This is a genomic window from Devosia rhizoryzae, assembly GCF_016698665.1.
GTDB lineage: Bacteria > Pseudomonadota > Alphaproteobacteria > Rhizobiales > Devosiaceae > Devosia > Devosia rhizoryzae.
Genome location: NZ_CP068046.1, coordinates 2,124,635 through 2,139,786, shown reverse-complemented (window position 1 = coordinate 2,139,786; position 15,152 = coordinate 2,124,635). Strand labels below are relative to the sequence as shown.

Genomic DNA, 15,152 nt, shown 5'->3' with positions numbered 1-15,152 from the left:
AGGCCCCTTGCGGGGCATCGGGGCAAGTCTGGCGCAAAGTCCTTATTAAAGGACGACCACTTTGGTATTAAGTTGCACGCGCTCGTAAAGGTCGATGACATCTTCATTGACCATGCGGATGCAGCCCGATGACACATTGGTGCCGATGGTCCAGGGCTCAATCGTGCCGTGAATGCGGTAAAGCGTCGAGCCGAGGTAAAGCGCGCGAGCGCCCATCGGATTGTCCGCGCGTCCGCCTTCCATGAAGGTGGGAAGCCCCGGCTGGCGGCGGCGCATCTCGGCCGGTGGCGTCCAGCTCGGCCACTCGGCCTTGCGCGTCACGCGATGCGTGCCACTCCATTCAAAACCATCGCGGGCAACGCCAATGCCGTAACGCAGAGCCTGGCCGCCGCCGAGCACGAAATAAAGGAAGTGCGCCTGGCTATCGACCACGATCGTGCCGCTGCTCTCGCTGGTCTGGTAGGCAACGACCTGGCGCAGGTAGACCGACGACACTTGCGTATTAGCCTGCATGGCCAGGGCATGGCGCGGGCGGCCCTGGACAATGGTGACACCCGGAGGCGGAGCGAAGCGCCAGCCGGGGTAAAAAGTCTGCGCGTTGGCAGGTAGCGTGGAGAAAACAACGGGCAGTGCCGCAAGCGCGGCAACAAGACTGCGGGTGAAACGTATGCTCATGCTTCTGCATCCCCAAAATGCTTGCCGGGCAATGTGCCGCAGAAGCACCAAGGAGAGGTCAAGCCGCGTGGTTAATCCCACGCAATCAAGGTAGGTTAAGAAACGGTGACGCGGGCGCTGGAGGAAAACCGCATTACCTATCCCCGTAGCGTCTCGCATGCGCTGAGCGCGGCAATTGCGAGCGTTGCAATGCTGCAACAACAACTACACTCTGCGACACGCTGCCACATGTCCTGCTTGCGGCTCACGCCGGCGTGATGTATCCAGTCCTCGTTCGCAACTGCCAACCCGAGGGAGGCACTCAATGACTAATGTGATGTTCCGCCGCTCGGGTCCCACACGCCATCATACCGTCCGAGCCTAACGCTCGCGCCTGATGTGCCCGCGGCCCTGACCGGCCCGCGAACTTCTTTAAACCCCCAACGCCCATCTGCTGAAACCGGGTCGCACTGCGTCCGGAATCCGCATGTTCTCCAACCGTCTCAACAGGAGGCCGGCTGGCGTTGTGCCCGCCGGATATCGCAATGTCTTCAAACGTGCTCAGCGAAGCCAGCGTCGTGCTGCGCCTCGAATTCTCCATCGCCGACGCCGTGCGCCAGCGCGGCCTTGTGCCCGTTATGTTTGCCGCAATCGGCGCCTGGTGGGCCCAGAAGCCTGCCCGCTATAGCGAAGTGCCGGCAAGTCTGCGGGCCGATGTCGGCTTAGACCCGGCAGCAGTGCCGGCACATTGGACCGGCGTCGATCTCCACACCTTCAGGCTCCAACCGCCGGGCCGGAGATCGCCTTGAGATAGGATAGCGGCCGGGCACCACCCGGCCGCCGACTTTCTCCAGTCTCCATGTGAGCCGCCTCTCTTCTCCTCCCCCGTCTAACGGGGGAGGCCGGGTGGGGGCCTTCGCTGTTGTCTCCCTCAAGCCAATCGTCTAGGAACGGCGCGATCACCGAAGGCCCAAAAATGTCCGAAAAGACCAAGCTCATCACGCCGCGTCTGCCGCGTGGTTTTGAAGATCGCACCCCCGGCGAAATCGCCGCTGTGGGCGCCATGATCAACAAGATCCGCACGGTCTATGAGCGCTATGGCTTCGATCCCGTCGAAACGCCGCTTTTTGAATACACCGAGACCCTTGGCAAATTCCTGCCTGACACCGACCGGCCCAATGCCGGCGTTTTCTCGCTGCAGGACGATGACGAACAGTGGATGAGCTTGCGCTACGATCTCACCGCGCCGCTCGCTCGCTTTTTCGCTGAAAATCTCGAGAGCCTGCCAAAGCCCTATCGCTCCTACCGCCAGGGCTATGTCTTCCGCAACGAAAAGCCCGGCCCCGGCCGCTTCCGCCAGTTCATGCAATTCGACGCCGACACCGTCGGGGCAGGCGGCCCGGAAGCCGACGCCGAAATGTGCATGATGATGGCCGACGTCATGGATGCACTGGGCCTGGAGGGCCAGTACGTCGTCCGCGTCAACAACCGCAAGGTGCTCGACGGTGTTCTTGCGACCGCGGGTGTCAGCACTGACGAGCAGAAGCTCACCGTCCTTCGCGCCATCGACAAGCTCGACAAGTTTGGTCCCGAGGGCGTTCGCCTGCTGCTCGGCGCCGGCCGCAAGGACGAAAGCGGCGACTTCACCAAGGGCGCCGGTCTACCGCCGGAGCAGATCGAGCCGATCCTCGCCTATGTCGATAGCGGCCTTCCCGCCGACGGCATCGAAAAGGGCAGCAATGCTCATGTTGTCGCGACCATCAATACGCTGGCTGGCCTGATCGGTGGCTCCGAGACCGGCCTCCAGGGCGTCCAGGAACTCGCCTCCATCTTCGGTCTCGTCAGCGCCGCAGGCTTTGGCGGTCGCGTCATTCTCGACCCCTCCGTCGTCCGCGGCCTCGAATATTACACCGGCCCGGTCTTCGAAATCGAACTCACCTTCAAGGTCCAGAACGAAAAGGGCCAGGACGTCGTCTTCGGCTCCGTCGGTGGCGGTGGCCGCTATGACGGCCTCGTCTCCCGCTTCCGCCGCGAACCGGTGCCCGCTACCGGTTTTTCCATCGGCGTTTCGCGCCTTGCCAACGCCCTTAAACTCACCGGCAATCTCGGTGCCACCGAGCCCCTTGGCCCGGTCGTAGTCCTCGTCATGGACAAGGAGCAGATGGCCGGCTACCAGGCCATGGTCTCCGAACTCCGCAGTGCCGGCATCCGGGCCGAAATGTTTCTGGGTAACACCAAGAACTTCGGCAAGCAGGTCGCTTACGCCGACAAGCGCAACTCGCCGATCGCCATTATCGAAGGATCGCAGGAGCGCGAACAGGGCGTGCTGCAGGTCAAGGATCTCATCGCCGGCAAGCTTGCGGCGCAAGCCATAACCGACAACGCCGAATGGAAGGCTGCTCGTCCCGGTCAGTTCGAGATCAAGCGCAGTGAGCTTGTGGACGCGGTCAAGAAGTTGCTGAGCGAGCAATGACCAACGCCGCGATGCGCCGCGCGCAGCTCGAGACGCTGGTCGAGGCCCAGGGCGGCTATCGCGCCAAGCCGCCCCTGCTGCTTTCCGCCGATCCCTATTTCGATCTCGCCGGCGAAGAGTTCGGGCGCCGCCTCCTGCTCACCACCGACCAGACCGGCGCCGAATACTGCCTGCGCCCCGATTTCACCCTGCCCATCGTCGCCGATTACATTGCCGCTGGAACCCGCGACGCCGCGGCATTCTCCTATCTTGGACCGATCTTCCGCCAGCGCGACACCGGCCCAGCCGAGTTCGATCAGGCCGGCATCGAGCTTCTCGCCCAGCCCGATGGTGACCTCGCCCTCGATCAGGTGCTGACCTTCGCCCGCGCGGCGCTTTCGCTTTATGGGGTAGCACCCAACGTTCACCTCGGCGGCGTCGGCCTCTTCGAAGCGCTGCTGCAGCAGGCCAATATGCCCGATGCCTGGCGCTCCCGCATTCGCCATCGCTTCGGTCACACCGAGGCCATGGATCGTCTTCTGACGCGCCTCGAAGCTGCGCCCGATCTGCCGCGCAGCGAGCAGCCGAGCCGTGACGATCTGGTAGAGGACGTCACCGCCCGCATGGTCTCTGCTGGCCTCAGCCTGTCCGAAGGCCGCACCCCCGCCGAGATCGCCGACCGTTTCCTCGAGCAGCAAGCCCTTGATGCCGCTCACGTTCCGGCCGCAACACTGAAACTCCTGCGCGCCTATCTCGCCATCAAGGGCGATGCCCTCTCTGCTTTGCGCCAGCTTGAAACGCTTGGCGAGCAGCACCGGCTCTTTCTCGGCGCCCCGCTTCGCACCATCCGCAGGCATCTCGAAAGCCTGGGCGAAGCGCGTGTGACCTTCGACGCCAGCTTTTCGCCGCGCCTCGATTACTACACCGGCATCGTCTTCGAAATGCGCGGGCAGGGCGGCACCGTGCTCGCCTCCGGGGGCCAATATGATCGCCTTTTGGAGCGCTTGGGTGCAACAGCGCCAATCGCCGCCTCCGGCTGCGCCCTCTGGGTCGATCGCCTCGAAGCGGAGTGGACGCGATGAACCTGACCCTCGCCGTTCCCTCCAAGGGCCGCCTTGAAGAGCTGACTCGCGCCTGGTTCGCCGAACGCGGTCTCACCATCACCCGCCCCGGCGGCGCCCGGTCCTATCTCGGCGCCATTGAAGGCCTGCCGGACGTGACCGTCCGCTTCTACCCTGCATCCGAAATCGCCCGCGAACTGATCCGCGGCAATATCGATCTCGGCGTCACCGGCCGCGATTTGATCCATGAAACCAGCGAAACCGGCCCCGCCTCTGTCGACTTCGCGCGCGACCTCCAGTTCGGCCACGCCGATGTCGTCGTGGCCGTGCCCGATGCCTGGATCGACGTCACGCACATGCATGACCTGGCCGATGTCGCCTCCGATTTTCGCTCCCGCCATGGCCGCTGGCTGCGCATCGCAACCAAATACATCACCATCACCCGCCAGCATTTTGCCCGCGCCGGCATTGCCGAATACCGCATTGTCGAAAGCCTCGGTGCTACTGAAGCCGCGCCCGCCTCCGGCGTGGCAGATATCGTGGTCGACATTACTTCAACCGGCTCGACCCTCGCCGCCAACGGCCTTCGTGTCCTCGAAGATGGCGTAATGCTAAAGAGCGAAGCCAATCTGATCGTCAGCAAAACGGCCGGCTGGTCCTCTCCCCGCAAGGCTGCGCTGGACGATCTGCTCTCGCGCCTCGTGTTATAAGATGGAACTGGCTTTCATCTTTCTAGTGGTAGTGGTCGGTGTCGGCGTCATCGCTTATGCCGGCATGCACAATCCGAAGACCAGGCGTCCATCCGACGGCAGCGACGGCGGATCCTCCGTTGCCTTCGACCGCGATCAAAGCGCGACAGACACTTCCGACGGCGGTGGCGACGGGGGCGGCGGCGGCGACTGAGCCGCCATTGCCTCTTGCGGCCAAATCACGGCACAAGACTTTATGTCCGCCTGGGGGCGCATGTGGCTGATACGCTCGAACTGACCATCCTGATGCCCTGCCTCAACGAGGCGGAAACACTCGCCACCTGCATCGACAAGGCGCAAAGCTTCCTCGCTCGCACTGGCATCGCCGGCGAAGTGCTGATCGCCGACAATGGCTCGACCGACGGCTCACAGGCAATAGCCGCCGCCCACGGCGCCCGCGTCGTCCATGCCGATCAACGGGGTTATGGCGCAGCGCTTGCCACCGGTATCGTCAATGCCCGCGGCCGCTTCGTCATCATGGGTGACGCCGACGATAGCTATGATTTTGCCAATCTCGACCTCTTCGTCGCCGCGCTACGCAATGGCGCCGATCTCGTCATGGGCAACCGTTTCGCCGGCGGCGTCGCTCCTGGCGCCATGCCCTGGCACCACCGCTACATCGGCAATCCGGTGCTGAGCTTCCTCGGCCGGCTGTTCTTCCGCACCCCCATCCGCGATTTCCATTGCGGCCTGCGCGGGTTTTCCCGCGACGCCATCCGAGATCTAAACCTGCGCACCACTGGTATGGAATTCGCCTCCGAAATGGTGGTCAAGGCGACGCTCAGCCAGCTCGACGTGCGCGAAGTGCCGACGACGCTCAAGAAGGACGGTCGCTCCCGCCCGCCGCATCTGCGCTCCTTCCGAGACGGCTGGCGCCACCTGCGCTTCCTGCTGCTGTTCTCGCCCCGCTGGCTCTTTCTTTATCCCGGCGTCGCGCTGGTCTGGACCGGCATCGTCGTCGGCTCTCAGCTGGTCCGCGGCCCAGTCACCATTGGCGCCATCACGTTCGACGTGCACACCCTGCTCGTCGCCGCCCTTTGCGTTATTACGGGTGTCCAGTCCATCGCCTTCGCCATCATCGGCCGGCGTTTCGCCTCCCGCTATGGCTTCATCCCGCGTTCCGGCACCTATGATCGCCTGCTTGAATGGCTGACGCTCGAACGCATCCTCCTGATCGCCATCCTCCTGATGCTTGCCGGTCTTTCCGCCCTGGTCTGGGGATTAATCCAGTGGGCCGCCCGCGACTTTGGCCCGTTGACCTCTCATGCGACCCTGCGCGCTGTCATTCTCTCGATGACCGCATTGGTCACCGGATTCCAGCTGATGATGAGCGGCTTCATGTCCTCGATGATCAACATTCCCATCTACGAACGCCGCGTCGCCGACACCGAGCCGGTTGATCGCCAGCGGCGCCATTCGGACCTGACAAACACATGATCGTCGATCCCCTCATTCTCCTGGCGCTCGGCTTCGTTGGCCTGCTTGCCGGATTTGTCGACGCCATAGCCGGGGGCGGAGGCATGCTGTCGCTTCCCGCATTGCTGTCCGCCGGCCTGCCGCCGGTCGCAGCGCTCGCCACCAACAAGATGCAGTCCATCGTCGGCACGGCCATGGCGGTAACAACCTATTGGCGCCGCGGCTTCGTCGATCTCCGCCGCCTCTTGCCCGCCATCGCTGCAACCTTTGCGGGCAGCTTCCTCGGCGCCTTGACGGTCAGCCGCATCGACATCTCGCTCCTCAACGTCGCCGTCCCGGTGGCGCTGATTGCAATCGCGCTCTACTTCCTCTTCGCGCCAAAACTCAGCGATGCCGACCGCGCCGCGCGGTTGCCCTTCGGCCCCTTCGTGCCGGTCCTGGGTTTCGCAATCGGCTTTTACGACGGCATCTTCGGCCCGGGCACCGGCTCGTTCTTCACCGTCGGCTTCGTGGTGCTTTTTGGTCTCGGGCTTACCCGCGCCACCGGCAGCACCAAGGCGTTGAACTTCACCTCAAACCTGGCGGCCCTTGCAATCTTCATCCCGCAGGGGCAGGTCGTCTGGCCCGTCGCCGCCGCCATGGCCAGTGGCCAGATCATCGGCGCCTATATCGGCGCCCGCACCGGCATTCGCTACGGCGCCACCATCATCCGCCCGCTGGTGGTTGTCGTCTCCATCGCCCTGGCGCTGAAACTGATCTTCTTCCCTTAGGCGGGATCCAGCCCCGCGGCTTGGCGCAGCGCCGCATTGATCCGCTCCTGCCAACCCGGTCCATCGTCCTGGAAATGCTCGAGCACGGCGCGGTCGAGCCTGATCGAAACCAGCTCCTTCCCCTCCGGCGGGCTGGCCGACTTTGCCGGCGCCGCAAAGGCTGGCTTAGGCGCAGCGCTCTTAAACACCGCCTCCGCTTCGTCAAAGGCATTTCCGCGTCCAGGTCTGCGCATATTATCCTCGTGCGTTAAGTGTCTCAGACTAGCTCTGCTAGGGTCCAAGAAAAAGGCCCCGGCGTTTCCACCGAGGCCTTCCACAAAGATCGTGACTGGGAAGAAACGATCTTTGAAGCTTTGCGTGCTGGGCGTGGATTAGAAATCCATGCCGCCCATGCCGCCCATGCCGCCGCCGCCCGGCATTGCCGGTGCTGCGTCCTTGGGGGCCTCGACGATCAGCGCTTCGGTGGTGATCAGGAGCGATGCAACCGAAGCTGCGTCCTGGAGAGCGTGACGCACGACCTTGACCGGGTCGATGACGCCGAGCGCAACGAGGTCGCCATATTCACCGGTTGCAGCGTTGTAGCCGAAGGTCGGCGAGCTGTTCTCAAGGATCTTGCCGACGACGACGGAGCCTTCGGCACCGGCATTGTTGGCAATCGTGCGCACCGGCTCCTGGAGAGCGCGGCGAACGATGGCGATGCCGGCGTCCTGGTCGGCGTTTGCACCCTTGATGGTGAGGGCGTTCGAAGCGCGGAGGAGGGCGACGCCACCACCGGGAACGATGCCTTCTTCAACGGCAGCGCGGGTAGCGTTGAGCGCGTCGTCGACGCGATCCTTGCGTTCCTTGACTTCCACTTCGGTGGAACCACCGACGCGGATCACGGCAACGCCACCGGCAAGCTTGGCGAGGCGTTCCTGCAGCTTTTCCTTGTCGTAGTCCGAGGTGGTTTCCTCGATCTGCGCCTTGATCTGGCCAACGCGGCCCTGGATGTCTTCCTGGGTACCGGCGCCATCGACGATCGTGGTGTTTTCCTTGGTGATTTCAACGCGCTTGGCAGTGCCGAGCATGTCGAGGGTCACGTTCTCGAGCTTGATGCCGAGGTCTTCGGAGATCACCTGGCCACCGGTGAGGATGGCGATGTCTTCCAGCATTGCCTTGCGGCGGTCACCAAAGCCCGGCGCCTTCACGGCAGCGACCTTGAGGCCGGCGCGCAGACGGTTGACGACCAGGGTCGGCAGCGCTTCGCCATCGACGTCTTCGGCGATGATCAGCAGCGGACGCTGGGACTGAACCACGGCTTCGAGGATCGGCAGGATCGCCTGCAGGTTCGAAAGCTTCTTTTCGTGCAGGAGGATGTAGGGGTCTTCGAGGACCGCAGTCATCTTTTCTGCATTGGTGACGAAGTAAGGCGAGAGGTAGCCGCGGTCGAACTGCATGCCTTCAACGACATCGAGTTCGGTTTCGGCAGTCTTGGCTTCTTCGACGGTGATGACACCCTCGTTGCCGACCTTCTGCATCGCTTCGGCGATCATTTCGCCGATCGAGGTTTCGCCATTGGCCGAAATGGTGCCGACCTGGGAAACTTCGGAGGAGGAGGTGATGCCCTTGGCCGAAGACTGGAGCGACTTGACGACTTCTTCGACAGCGAGGTCGATACCGCGCTTGAGATCCATCGGGTTGAAGCCTGCGGCAACAGCCTTGACGCCTTCGACGACGATGGCCTGGCCCAGAACGGTCGCCGTGGTGGTGCCGTCACCGGCAACGTCGTTGGTCTTGGAAGCGACCGAACGGAGCAGCTGTGCGCCCAGGTTCTCGAACTTGTCTTCGAGTTCGATTTCCTTGGCGACCGAGACGCCGTCCTTGGTGATGCGCGGAGCACCGAACGACTTTTCGATAACGACGTTACGGCCCTTGGGACCCAGCGTTACCTTGACCGCGTTGGCCAGGATGTTGACGCCGCGCAGCATCTTGTCGCGTGCGTCGGTGGAGAACTTTACTTCTTTGGCAGCCATGTGAGGCGCTCCTTAAAGAGTGGGATGAGGACGACCAGGATGGGCAGCGAAGCTTAGGCTTCGACGATGCCCATGATGTCGGACTCTTTCATGATGATGAGGTCTTCGCCGTTGAGCTTGACTTCGGTGCCGCTCCACTTGCCGAACAGCACGCGGTCGCCGGCCTTGACGTCGAGCGCGTTGATCTTGCCCTGTTCGTCACGGGCGCCAGGGCCCACGGAAACGATCACGCCCTCGGAGGGCTTTTCCTTGGCGGTGTCGGGGATGATGATCCCGCCTTTGGTCTTTTCTTCACTGTCGACGCGACGGACGACCACGCGGTCATGCAGGGGACGGAAGCCCATGATAAATTTCCTCTTGGCATCATTTCTGAATGCAATCTCGGACCGTTTAGCACTCAAATCGAAGGAGTGCTAACAGGCTGGCCGGATATAGGGAGCAGGGCGGAGAAGAGTCAAGAAGCGTGAACCGAAGTTTTTTCTCACGCGTTGAAGACGCAAAGATGACTGCGTCAAAGGAGACTTCGATGTTCGAAACCGCCACTATCACGCCTGTCGACGGTCGCGTGCATATCTATTTCGACGATGGCGAAATTGCGAGCTCCATCCGGGCCATGCGCCTCGAACGCCCCGGCCGCGAACCCCGCGTCTACCTGCCGCTCGAAGACGTGCATCCGCAAATCCTTGAAGCCTCGGACACGACGAGCGAGGACGAGGGCCTCGGTGCTGCGCATTACTACACCATCAAGACGCTGACCGCCGACGGCGTCGACGAAGCCTGGTACCACCCCTATGCCGAAGGCCGGTACGAGCCGCTCCGTGACCTCCTGACCTTCGGCGGCGACCGGATCAAGATCAGCACCACCGAGGTCTAAAACTATCAACCAGTAGACCTCATCCTGAGCCTGTCGAAGGACGAGGTCGTGGCACCAACTGCGTGACCGACCTCGTGCTTCGACAGGCTCACCATGAGGTCTCGACGACGACTCGCATGTAACTCGACGAGCAACTTATCTCTTTCCCCTCCACCCACTCTGGTCCATAAGGCCTCTCATGAGCGAACAACCAACCTACGAAATCAAGCTGACCCGCAAGGGCGGCATGGGCGCCAACACCAACTGGCACTGGGAAGTCCAGGACTCGACCGGCAAGGCCGTGAAGACCGGCAGCGCCGTGGGCGAAGAGCATAAGGCATTCGCCACTGCGCGCATCGCCAAGGAAAAGCTCGAAGCCGGCAAGTAACCGCCGTTAGGATTGCCGTGGCCAGCGCCGCCGAGACCGAAGTCGAGTTAGCAGCCCCGCCATCGCCGATGCGGGGCATCCTGCTCAAGGTTTTGTCGGTCGGGTGCTTCGTGGTCATGGCGACCCTGCTCAAGGCCACCGAAACCATCCCCTCGGGGCAGATGGTCTTCTTCCGCTCCTTCTTTGCGCTGCTTCCGGTTCTTGCTTTCCTGGCGTGGCGGGGACGGCTTAACCGCGCTTTCCAAACAGACCGTCCGCTGGGACACATTCTGCGCGGCCTTATCGGCGTGTCCTCGATGAGCCTGGGCTTTTTTGCCCTGACCCGGCTGCCACTGCCTGAAGCCACAGCTCTCGGCTATGCTTCGCCGCTGATCATCGTGATGCTTTCGGCGCTCCTTCTCCATGAGCGCGTACAGATCTTCCGCTGGACCACGGTGCTGGTGGGCCTCCTTGGCGTCTGCATCATCCTCTGGCCCAGGCTTACCGTGTTTTCCAGCGGCGAAGCGCTGGGCGGCGCAGAAGCGGTAGGCGCGCTAACGGCTTTGGGCGGCGCCATCCTGTCCGCTTTTGCCATGCTGCAGGTCCGCACCCTGGTGCAGACCGAACGCACGGAAGCCATCGTCACCTACTTCTTCATCAGCGCCAGCATTCTGAGCCTGCTGACGTTGCCCTTCGGCTGGGTTTGGCCCACGCCGGCACAGGCGGCGCTTCTAATCGGCGCCGGTTTTTTCGGCGGCATCGGCCAGCTGCTGCTGACCTCCTGCTATCGCTATGCCGACATGTCGGTCATCGCGCCCTTCGAATATGTGTCGCTGATTCTCACCATCATCATCGGCATGGTCATCTTCGCCGATGTGCCGACCATTCCGATGGTCGTCGGCGCCATCATCATCGTCGGCTCCGGCATCGCCGTGATCCTGCGCGAGCGCTGGCTCGGCCTCGATCGCCGCCGCGCGCGCGAGGCCAATACGCCTTAGCTGGCAGCCTGCATCTCCGCCCAGCTCTGGCGCTTGCGGTAAATCGTCGACGGGCTGATCTCGAGCGCGGCTGCCGCCATCGAAATATTGCCGCCGAACGCCGCGACCGCATCCTCGATGATCCGCTGTTCCTGCCGCCACATCGGCAGCACCGATCGCCGGCCTTCGCTTCGGGGCGCTTCGACGCCCGACGGCGCTGCCGTTTTCGCCTCGATATCGGCTGCCGCAAGCATGTGCGCGCTGATCTCGCCGCCATCGAACATCACCACCAGGCGGCGGATGAGGTTCTGCAACTGCCGCACATTGCCCGGCCAATCGGCCGCCGTCAGCTGCTGGCTGGCCTCCGGGCTGAAACCGGCAAAGCTCTTATGCTCTTCGCGCGCATAGCGATGAAGGAAATGTCGGGCCAGCACCATGATGTCGCTCGGCCGCTGCCGCAGCGGCGGCAAATGCACCGGCAAGACGTGCAGCCGGTAGAACAGATCCTCGCGGAACTTGCGCTCCGCAATCATCTGCATCGGGTTGCGATTGGTGGCGCAGATCACCCGCACATCAACCTTGCGCACGCTGGTCTCGCCGACGCGCGAGATCGTCCCGGTCTGCAGAAAGCGCAAAAGCTTGCTCTGGAGCGAGAGGTCCATTTCCCCCACTTCATCGAGGAATAGCGTGCCGCCATCCGCCAGTTCCGCCGCGCCCTTGCGATCCTCATGCGCACCGGTCAAGGCGCCGCGCACCACGCCGAACAACTCGCTTTCCATGAGGTCGCGCGGGATCGCCGCGCAATTGATGGCCACGAATCGCCCGGCGCTGCGCGGCCCCTTTTCGTGCAGCGCCTCGGCGCACACATCCTTGCCGGTGCCGCTTTCGCCGGTAATGAACACCGGCGCCGAAGATGTCGCCACCCGCCCGATCTGTTCATAAAGGAACTGCATGGCGCTCGATGCGCCCACAAAGCCGGCAAAGTCGGCGACCACGGCTTCCGGACCCGATTCGCAGCCCAGCGACCGCGGCCGCCCATGCCGCTGCGCCAATTCGCCGATGCGGGAAGCCAGGGCTGCTCCGCTGACCGGCTTTGCCACATAATCATGCGCCCCGGCCCGCATTGCGCCAAGCGCGGCGCTGACCGAACCGCTATCGGCCATCGCGAGCACCAATGCCCCATCTGCCAGACGCACCAGCCGACCCATGGCGTCTTCGATGCCCGGCGCGAGGTCAACAAGGCTCGTCAGATCGGCAATGATGATGTCGAAGCGCGTCTGTCGTAGCTTTTCGATGCCGCCGCGTCCGCTCTCGGCAATGGTGACTTCAGGCGAAACCAGCAGCGCTTCGCTCAGCGCTTCGCCGACACGGCGCGCGCAATCGGCATCGCTGTCGATCAACAGAAGCTGACCGCTTAACGCCGTTTCGCTGCCTGCCGTCATCGTCATCAAGAAATGCACCCTGGTTCGTCCGCAGCCGGACCGTTGTTCTGGTTGGCTGCGATTGTTTTCCGATTAGGGTAAATATTCCGTCTAAATAGACCGGGAGAGTTTGCCGGCCGAGCTTTTGCCGCTCCGGCCCAGATGCTACAGGGGAAAGGCCGAATCCCGGCGCTCGAGAGGGATGCAGGTCCGCCCGTGCAGGCTTTGGTTTATTCGTTCATCACGCTGTCGGCGGCAAGTCTGGGCGCACTGGCCTATTTCGGGCTGACCTTCACCCCCGCCAATGCCATCCTGCTCGCGGCCGTGTTCGGCTGTGTCTGCATCGTCTTTCTCGAACGCTCCCTGCGCCAGCGCGCCGAAAACCGGCTCGAACGCGCCATCGAAGACCTGTCCCGTCTTCTTGCCACCGATGCCCAGGCGGGCGCCGTGCTCGGCCAGCGCATCAATGCCATCGCCGACACCAATCCGGGCCAGCGCCTTGAAACCGTCGAAGCGGACATTTCCGTCCTCGGCACCGTCATCCGCCAGGTCGCCGAAGCGGTTGCCGAAATGGAGGACAAGGTTGCCAAGGCCGATCAAGTTCGCCCCAGCCCTTATGCCAATGAGCGCATCATTGCCGCACCGCCACCGCGCGCTGCCACCCAGATCACGGTGATCAGCGAGCCCGAGCCGATAATCCCGCTCGAAATGCTGCGCCAGGCGCTGCTCGACAATCGCCTCGTCCACCATATCCAGCCCATAGCCCGCCTGCCGCAACGCCGCGCCGCCGCATACGACATGCTGCCGCGCCTGATGCTTGAAGATGGCGAACTCGCCGGGGCACCCGATTTCATGCCGCGCCGCGGCGGACAGGACCTGATCCGCCAGATCGAAGGCGTCGGCCTTGTCGAAGCCGTGGCCATCGCCCGTCGCTCGAGAACCGGCGGCCAGCCCGTCGTGCTCCATATTCCTCTGACGCGAGCCACTCTGGGCGATGAATTTTCCGCCGAACAGCTGCTGGTAACGCTCGATGCCAACCGCGCCATTGCCTCGGGCCTGACCTTTCTTGTTCCGGAAAGCGACTGGCAGAGCCTCACCACGCGCGAGCGCGCCGTGGTGGAAGCCGTGGCGCGCAAGGGCGCCGGTTTTTCGATCTCCAACCTTCGCTCCCTTCGCCTCGACATTGCCGAATTGGCCGCCCTCGGCGTCCGCTCGCTGCGGGTTGATGCCACCCGCTTCCTCGACACGCCCGAGGTCTTCACCGATTTCCACATCTCGGACATCGCCAATTATCTGGCGCGCTTCGAAGTCTCGCTGCTGGCCACCGGCGTTGCCACCGAGCGGCAGATCGTCGAACTGCTCGACAACGACATCATCCTGGTCCAGGGCAATTATATCGCGGCGCCCGGGCCCGTTCGCCAGGACCTCGTGCTCGAGTCCGGCCGCCCGGTGACGCAGCCGCTGCGCCGCGCCGAATAGCTTTTCGCTTGATCGATCGGCGCAAAGTGCCACATAGGGCAGGACCCTCGCCTAGGAGAGATGCCGCCATGCCCTCGCCCCTGCCCACCATTGCCGGCCTTTCCGATCTTTCCGGCCGCTACGACGCAGTCCTGAGCGACGTTTGGGGCGTCATCCACAATGGCGTCCATGCCTTTCCCGAAGCCGTCGAGGCGCTGCGCAATTTTCGACGCGACGGGGGCAGGGTGGTGCTGATCACCAATGCACCGCGCCCCTCCGGCCCGATCATCGCCATGCTCGATCGCCTCGACGTCCCGCGCGACACATATGACGCCATCGTGTCGTCCGGTGACGTCACCCGCAACATGATCGCCAAGTATCAGGGCCGGGCCATCCACCACGTCGGTCCGCCCACCGAGGACGATGCCCTTTACGAAGGTTTTGACCTTCGCCGTACCGGCGCCGACGAGGCCGAAGTCGTGGTCGTCACCGATCTCGACACCGACGACGATACGCCGGAAATGTATCGCGATCGGGCGCGCCAGTGGCTCAGCCGCAAGCTGCCGATGATCTGCGCCAATCCCGATCGCGTCGTCGAGCATGGCGACAAGATCATCTATTGCGGCGGTGCCTTGGGCGACCTTTATTCGGCCATGGGCGGCATGGTCCACATGGCCGGCAAGCCCTACCAGCCGATCTACGAAGAAGCTTTCCGCCTGGCTGAACGCGCCGCAGGGCAGGGGCTGACAAAGTCCCGCGTTCTGGCCATCGGCGACAGCGTCCGCACCGACGCGGCCGGCGCCGCCCAGTTCGGCATCGATCTCCTTTTCGTCACCGGCTCGATCCACGCCGCCGAGCTCGACGCCTTCGGCAAACCCGATCCCCGCGCCATTGCCGACCTCATCGCCCCCAGCCGCGCCCGCACCGCCGGCTACCTGCCGCGGCTGACGTGGTAGCTCCAG

At 63.4% G+C, this 15,152-nt stretch carries 17 protein-coding genes; 12 read left to right on the top strand and 5 right to left on the bottom strand.

The genetic code is table 11. The annotated features are described in order from the left end of the window. Window positions 1-45: 45 nt before the first annotated feature. The gene (locus JI748_RS10650) at window positions 46-675 is read right to left on the bottom strand and encodes a L,D-transpeptidase (protein ID WP_201630295.1); all 630 of its coding nucleotides are present in this window, start codon (window positions 673-675) and stop codon (window positions 46-48) included. Window positions 676-1,199: 524 nt separating this feature from the next. On the opposite strand from JI748_RS10650, the gene JI748_RS10645 reads away from it, so the two are divergent. The 7 genes from JI748_RS10645 to JI748_RS10615 all read left to right on the top strand — a co-directional run bounded on the left by JI748_RS10645 (window position 1,200) and on the right by JI748_RS10615 (window position 7,102). Continuing rightward, the gene (locus JI748_RS10645) at window positions 1,200-1,463 is read left to right on the top strand and encodes a hypothetical protein (protein WP_201630293.1); all 264 of its coding nucleotides are present in this window, start codon (window positions 1,200-1,202) and stop codon (window positions 1,461-1,463) included. A gap of 167 nt (window positions 1,464-1,630) precedes the next feature. Next, window positions 1,631-3,127 carry a histidine--tRNA ligase gene (gene hisS, locus JI748_RS10640; protein ID WP_201630291.1) on the top strand — a complete coding sequence of 499 codons (1,497 nt, stop codon included), beginning with the start codon at window positions 1,631-1,633 and terminating at the stop codon, window positions 3,125-3,127. Next, window positions 3,124-4,188 carry an ATP phosphoribosyltransferase regulatory subunit gene (locus tag JI748_RS10635; RefSeq protein WP_201630289.1) on the top strand — a complete coding sequence of 355 codons (1,065 nt, stop codon included), beginning with the start codon at window positions 3,124-3,126 and terminating at the stop codon, window positions 4,186-4,188. The genes hisS and JI748_RS10635 overlap by 4 nt, the downstream gene beginning before the upstream one ends. Then, entirely contained in the window at window positions 4,185-4,877 is a 693-nt protein-coding gene (gene hisG / locus JI748_RS10630) for an ATP phosphoribosyltransferase (protein ID WP_201630287.1), read from the top strand. The genes JI748_RS10635 and hisG overlap by 4 nt, the downstream gene beginning before the upstream one ends. Window position 4,878: 1 nt before the next feature. Further along, window positions 4,879-5,070 (top strand): hypothetical protein, encoded by a 192-nt coding sequence (locus JI748_RS10625; protein WP_201630285.1) that lies wholly within the window; start codon window positions 4,879-4,881, stop codon window positions 5,068-5,070. Window positions 5,071-5,132: 62 nt separating this feature from the next. After that, complete coding sequence (locus JI748_RS10620; RefSeq protein WP_233280496.1) at window positions 5,133-6,353, top strand: glycosyltransferase family 2 protein; 1,221 nt, start codon at window positions 5,133-5,135, stop codon at window positions 6,351-6,353. After that, window positions 6,350-7,102, top strand: a complete 753-nt coding sequence (locus JI748_RS10615) for a TSUP family transporter (protein WP_201630283.1) — start codon at window positions 6,350-6,352, stop codon at window positions 7,100-7,102. Before JI748_RS10620 ends, JI748_RS10615 begins: the two co-directional genes overlap by 4 nt. Here JI748_RS10615 and JI748_RS10610 read toward each other — a convergent pair. From JI748_RS10610 to JI748_RS10600, 3 genes are all read right to left on the bottom strand, one after another. Further along, the gene (locus JI748_RS10610) at window positions 7,099-7,335 is read right to left on the bottom strand and encodes a BrnA antitoxin family protein (protein ID WP_201630269.1); all 237 of its coding nucleotides are present in this window, start codon (window positions 7,333-7,335) and stop codon (window positions 7,099-7,101) included. The genes JI748_RS10615 and JI748_RS10610 overlap by 4 nt on opposite strands. 138 nt (window positions 7,336-7,473) lie before the next feature. Further along, window positions 7,474-9,114, bottom strand: a complete 1,641-nt coding sequence (gene groL, locus JI748_RS10605) for a chaperonin GroEL (protein ID WP_201630267.1) — start codon at window positions 9,112-9,114, stop codon at window positions 7,474-7,476. Between the two features lie 53 nt (window positions 9,115-9,167). Further along, entirely contained in the window at window positions 9,168-9,458 is a 291-nt protein-coding gene (locus JI748_RS10600) for a co-chaperone GroES (RefSeq protein ID WP_164533562.1), read from the bottom strand. Window positions 9,459-9,640: 182 nt separating this feature from the next. On the opposite strand from JI748_RS10600, the gene JI748_RS10595 reads away from it, so the two are divergent. From JI748_RS10595 to JI748_RS10585, 3 genes are all read left to right on the top strand, one after another. Next, window positions 9,641-9,988 carry a DUF427 domain-containing protein gene (locus JI748_RS10595; protein ID WP_201630265.1) on the top strand — a complete coding sequence of 116 codons (348 nt, stop codon included), beginning with the start codon at window positions 9,641-9,643 and terminating at the stop codon, window positions 9,986-9,988. A gap of 178 nt (window positions 9,989-10,166) precedes the next feature. Then, window positions 10,167-10,355: a hypothetical protein gene (locus tag JI748_RS10590; protein ID WP_201630263.1), complete on the top strand. Its 189-nt coding sequence runs from the start codon at window positions 10,167-10,169 to the stop codon at window positions 10,353-10,355. A 68-nt stretch (window positions 10,356-10,423) separates the two neighbouring features. Then, window positions 10,424-11,332 (top strand): DMT family transporter, encoded by a 909-nt coding sequence (locus JI748_RS10585; protein ID WP_201637243.1) that lies wholly within the window; start codon window positions 10,424-10,426, stop codon window positions 11,330-11,332. Here JI748_RS10585 and JI748_RS10580 read toward each other — a convergent pair. Continuing rightward, on the bottom strand, window positions 11,329-12,759 hold the full coding sequence (locus tag JI748_RS10580) for a sigma-54-dependent transcriptional regulator (RefSeq protein ID WP_233280494.1): 1,431 nt from the start codon (window positions 12,757-12,759) through the stop codon (window positions 11,329-11,331). The genes JI748_RS10585 and JI748_RS10580 overlap by 4 nt on opposite strands. Window positions 12,760-12,948: 189 nt before the next feature. Here JI748_RS10580 and JI748_RS10575 point away from each other — a divergent pair, with 189 nt between their 5' ends. Both JI748_RS10575 and JI748_RS10570 read left to right on the top strand, forming a co-directional pair. Continuing rightward, window positions 12,949-14,211, top strand: coding sequence for an EAL domain-containing protein (locus JI748_RS10575; protein ID WP_201630261.1), 1,263 nt, complete (start codon window positions 12,949-12,951; stop codon window positions 14,209-14,211). A gap of 68 nt (window positions 14,212-14,279) precedes the next feature. Beyond that, window positions 14,280-15,146 (top strand): TIGR01459 family HAD-type hydrolase, encoded by an 867-nt coding sequence (locus JI748_RS10570; RefSeq protein ID WP_201630259.1) that lies wholly within the window; start codon window positions 14,280-14,282, stop codon window positions 15,144-15,146. Window positions 15,147-15,152: the final 6 nt, after the last annotated feature.

Excerpts from the sequence above, each read along its gene's own strand:
- JI748_RS10650 (WP_201630295.1), bottom strand. The coding sequence starts at position 675 with ATGAGCATACGTTTCACCCGCAGTCTTGTTGCCGCGCTTGCGGCACTG.
- JI748_RS10645 (WP_201630293.1), top strand. The coding sequence starts at position 1,200 with ATGTCTTCAAACGTGCTCAGCGAAGCCAGCGTCGTGCTGCGCCTCGAA.
- hisS (WP_201630291.1), top strand. The coding sequence starts at position 1,631 with ATGTCCGAAAAGACCAAGCTCATCACGCCGCGTCTGCCGCGTGGTTTT.
- JI748_RS10635 (WP_201630289.1), top strand. The coding sequence starts at position 3,124 with ATGACCAACGCCGCGATGCGCCGCGCGCAGCTCGAGACGCTGGTCGAG.
- hisG (WP_201630287.1), top strand. The coding sequence starts at position 4,185 with ATGAACCTGACCCTCGCCGTTCCCTCCAAGGGCCGCCTTGAAGAGCTG.
- JI748_RS10625 (WP_201630285.1), top strand. The coding sequence starts at position 4,879 with ATGGAACTGGCTTTCATCTTTCTAGTGGTAGTGGTCGGTGTCGGCGTC.
- JI748_RS10615 (WP_201630283.1), top strand. The coding sequence starts at position 6,350 with ATGATCGTCGATCCCCTCATTCTCCTGGCGCTCGGCTTCGTTGGCCTG.
- JI748_RS10610 (WP_201630269.1), bottom strand. The coding sequence starts at position 7,335 with ATGCGCAGACCTGGACGCGGAAATGCCTTTGACGAAGCGGAGGCGGTG.
- groL (WP_201630267.1), bottom strand. The coding sequence starts at position 9,114 with ATGGCTGCCAAAGAAGTAAAGTTCTCCACCGACGCACGCGACAAGATG.
- JI748_RS10600 (WP_164533562.1), bottom strand. The coding sequence starts at position 9,458 with ATGGGCTTCCGTCCCCTGCATGACCGCGTGGTCGTCCGTCGCGTCGAC.
- JI748_RS10595 (WP_201630265.1), top strand. The coding sequence starts at position 9,641 with ATGTTCGAAACCGCCACTATCACGCCTGTCGACGGTCGCGTGCATATC.
- JI748_RS10590 (WP_201630263.1), top strand. The coding sequence starts at position 10,167 with ATGAGCGAACAACCAACCTACGAAATCAAGCTGACCCGCAAGGGCGGC.
- JI748_RS10585 (WP_201637243.1), top strand. The coding sequence starts at position 10,424 with ATGCGGGGCATCCTGCTCAAGGTTTTGTCGGTCGGGTGCTTCGTGGTC.
- JI748_RS10580 (WP_233280494.1), bottom strand. The coding sequence starts at position 12,759 with ATGACGATGACGGCAGGCAGCGAAACGGCGTTAAGCGGTCAGCTTCTG.
- JI748_RS10570 (WP_201630259.1), top strand. The coding sequence starts at position 14,280 with ATGCCCTCGCCCCTGCCCACCATTGCCGGCCTTTCCGATCTTTCCGGC.